The organism is Agromyces capsici, from assembly GCF_058349965.1.
The window spans coordinates 2,188-5,637 of record NZ_JBYRET010000003.1 but is presented as its reverse complement, the minus strand read 5'-3'; the positions used below and the strand labels follow the sequence as shown (position 1 = coordinate 5,637).

Here is a 3,450-nt window from a genome sequence, read left to right as displayed (position 1 = left end):
GAATGTCCGGCGGTGTCCTACTCTCCCACAGGGTCGCCCCTGCAGTACCATCGGCGCTGCGAGTCTTAGCTTCCGGGTTCGGAATGTGTCCGGGCGTTTCCCTCGCGCTATGGCCGCCGAAACTCTAGGACCAACTCGTCCCGCCCGTGGGTGGGGGTTGGTGGTTTCGGTGCACACCCTGCCCCCCGGTGTGTGCGGGGGTGGGTGTGGTGCTCTGTTTTGTTGAAGTGTGTTTCCGTCTGTTGGGAACCACAGAGTGGACGCGAGTCATCAGGGCTCCACACCGCTGCCTTACAACGATGGTGTGGATAGTGATTGTCAAGTTGTCGGCGTATTAGTACCAGTCAGCTGCACACCTTGCGGTGCTTCCACATCTGGCCTATCAACCCAGTCGTCTGGCTGGGAGCCTCTCCCCCCGAAGGGGATGGAAATCTCATCTTGAGGCCGGCTTCCCGCTTAGATGCTTTCAGCGGTTATCCATCCCGAACGTAGCTAACCAGCGGTGCTCCTGGCGGAACAACTGGCACACCAGAGGTTCGTCCAACCCGGTCCTCTCGTACTAGGGTCAGATCCTCTCAAATTTCCTGCGCGCGCAGAGGATAGGGACCGAACTGTCTCACGACGTTCTAAACCCAGCTCGCGTACCGCTTTAATGGGCGAACAGCCCAACCCTTGGGACCTACTCCAGCCCCAGGATGCGACGAGCCGACATCGAGGTGCCAAACCATGCCGTCGATATGGACTCTTGGGCAAGATCAGCCTGTTATCCCCGAGGTACCTTTTATCCGTTGAGCGACAGCGCTTCCACAAGCCACTGCCGGATCACTAGTCCCGACTTTCGTCCCTGCTCGACCTGTCAGTCTCACAGTCAAGCTCCCTTGTGCACTTACACTCGCCACCTGATTGCCAACCAGGTTGAGGGAACCTTTGGGCGCCTCCGTTACTCTTTGGGAGGCAACCGCCCCAGTTAAACTACCCACCAGGCACTGTCCCTGAACCGGATCACGGTTCGAAGTTAGATATCCAGAGTGACCAGAGTGGTATTTCAACAATGACTCCACGAACACTGGCGTGCCCGCTTCACAGTCTCCCACCTATCCTACACAAGCCACACCGAACACCAATACCAAGCTGTAGTAAAGGTCACGGGGTCTTTCCGTCCTTCTGCGCGTAACGAGCATCTTTACTCGTAATGCAATTTCGCCGAGTTCGCGGTTGAGACAGCTGGGAAGTCGTTACGCCATTCGTGCAGGTCGGAACTTACCCGACAAGGAATTTCGCTACCTTAGGATGGTTATAGTTACCACCGCCGTTTACTGGGGCTTAAATTCTCAGCTTCGCCGTGAGGCTAACCGGTCCTCTTAACCTTCCAGCACCGGGCAGGCGTCAGTCCGTATACATCGTCTTGCGACTTGGCACGGACCTGTGTTTTTAGTAAACAGTCGCTTCCCACTGGTCTCTGCGGCCTTCAACGCTCCAGGAGCAAGTCCCTTCACGAATCCGGCCCCCCTTCTCCCGAAGTTACGGGGGCATTTTGCCGAGTTCCTTAACCACGATTCTCTCGATCTCCTCGGTATTCTCTACCTGACCACCTGAGTCGGTTTGGGGTACGGGCGGCTGGAACCTCGCGTCGATGCTTTTCTCGGCAGCATAGGATCACCCACTTTTCATCCGCATCACGTCTCAGCCTGTGTGAGCGACGGATTTGCCTATCGCTCGGCCTACACGCTTGCCCCGGGACAACCATCGCCCGGGCTGGGCTACCTTCCTGCGTCACACCTGTTAATACGCTCACTCCACCAGATGGGGTCGCATGCCGCCCCGCAACGTTCCCCGAAGGGTCGGTCACGGCTTGGGATGCTTAGCACTCCTGATCTCGTGTGGGCGGTTCTTCGCCGGTACGGGAATATCAACCCGTTGTCCATCGACTACGCCTGTCGGCCTCGCCTTAGGTCCCGACTTACCCAGGGCAGATTAGCTTGACCCTGGAACCCTTGGTCTTCCGGAGGACGGGTTTCTCACCCGTCTTTCGCTACTCATGCCTGCATTCTCACTCGTGTGCCGTCCACGGCTGGTTTCCACCGCCGCTTCACCCGGCACACGACGCTCTCCTACCCATCACCACGACTGGACCACGAAGGCCTATCGATATGCGGTAATGCCACGACTTCGGTGGCGTGCTTGAGCCCCGTTACATTGTCGGCGCGGAATCACTTGACCAGTGAGCTATTACGCACTCTTTCAAGGGTGGCTGCTTCTAAGCCAACCTCCTGGTTGTCTGTGCAACTCCACATCCTTTCCCACTTAGCACGCGCTTAGGGACCTTAGTCGGTGGTCTGGGTTGTTTCCCTCTCGACGATGAAGCTTATCCCCCACCGTCTCACTGCTGCGCTCTCACTTACCGGCATTCGGAGTTTGGCTGACGTCAGTAACCTGTTGGGGCCCATCGGCCATCCAGTAGCTCTACCTCCGGCAAGAAACACGCAACGCTGCACCTAAATGCATTTCGGAGAGAACCAGCTATCACGAAGTTTGATTGGCCTTTCACCCCTATCCACAGCTCATCCCCTCAGTTTTCAACCTAAGTGGGTTCGGTCCTCCACGACGTCTTACCGTCGCTTCAACCTGGCCATGGATAGATCACTTCGCTTCGGGTCTAGGACCTGCGACTGAATCGCCCTATTCAGACTCGCTTTCGCTACGGCTACCCCACACGGGTTAACCTCGCCACAGATCACTAACTCGCAGGCTCATTCTTCAAAAGGCACGCCGTCACCCCAACAAAGGAGGCTCCGACGGTTTGTAAGCAAACGGTTTCAGGTACTATTTCACTCCCCTCCCGGGGTACTTTTCACCTTTCCCTCACGGTACTTGTCCGCTATCGGTCATCTGGGAGTATTTAGGCTTATCAGGTGGTCCTGACAGATTCACACGGGATTTCTCGGGCCCCGTGCTACTTGGGATACCTCTCCGGCCGGCCAGGCATTTCGACTACGGGACTCACACCCACTCCGGTCCGGCTTTCAATCCGGTTCGTCTATACCTGACGCGTCACCGCGGCTGTCCGGCAGAACAGCCCGAAAGGTCCCACAACCCCGACCATGCAACCCCTGCCGGGTATCACACATGACCGGTTTAGCCTCATCCGCTTTCGCTCGCCACTACTCACGGAATCACGGTTGTTTTCTCTTCCTGTGGGTACTGAGATGTTTCACTTCCCCACGTTCCCTCTACCCGCCCTATATATTCAGGCGGGAGTCACCAGGTCACCACGAAGGGCCTGGCGGGGTTTCCCCATTCGGAAATCCTCGGATCACAGCTCGTTTATCAGCTCCCCGAGGCTTATCGCAGATTACGACGTCCTTCTTCGGCTCCAGATGCCAAGGCATCCACCGTTTGCTCTTAGAAACTTGAAATCACATGAGTTCGAATCGCACACCCGAACCCGAA

General features: G+C 56.8%; 2 rRNA genes. Both read right to left on the bottom strand.

From position 1 onward, the window contains the following. Nucleotides 1–4 precede the first annotated feature (4 nt). A 5S ribosomal RNA gene (rrf, locus tag AC3RKB_RS18770) occupies nucleotides 5–121 on the bottom strand. Between the two features lie 193 nt (nucleotides 122–314). Continuing rightward, a 23S ribosomal RNA gene (locus AC3RKB_RS18765) occupies nucleotides 315–3,416 on the bottom strand. Nucleotides 3,417–3,450 lie beyond the last annotated feature (34 nt).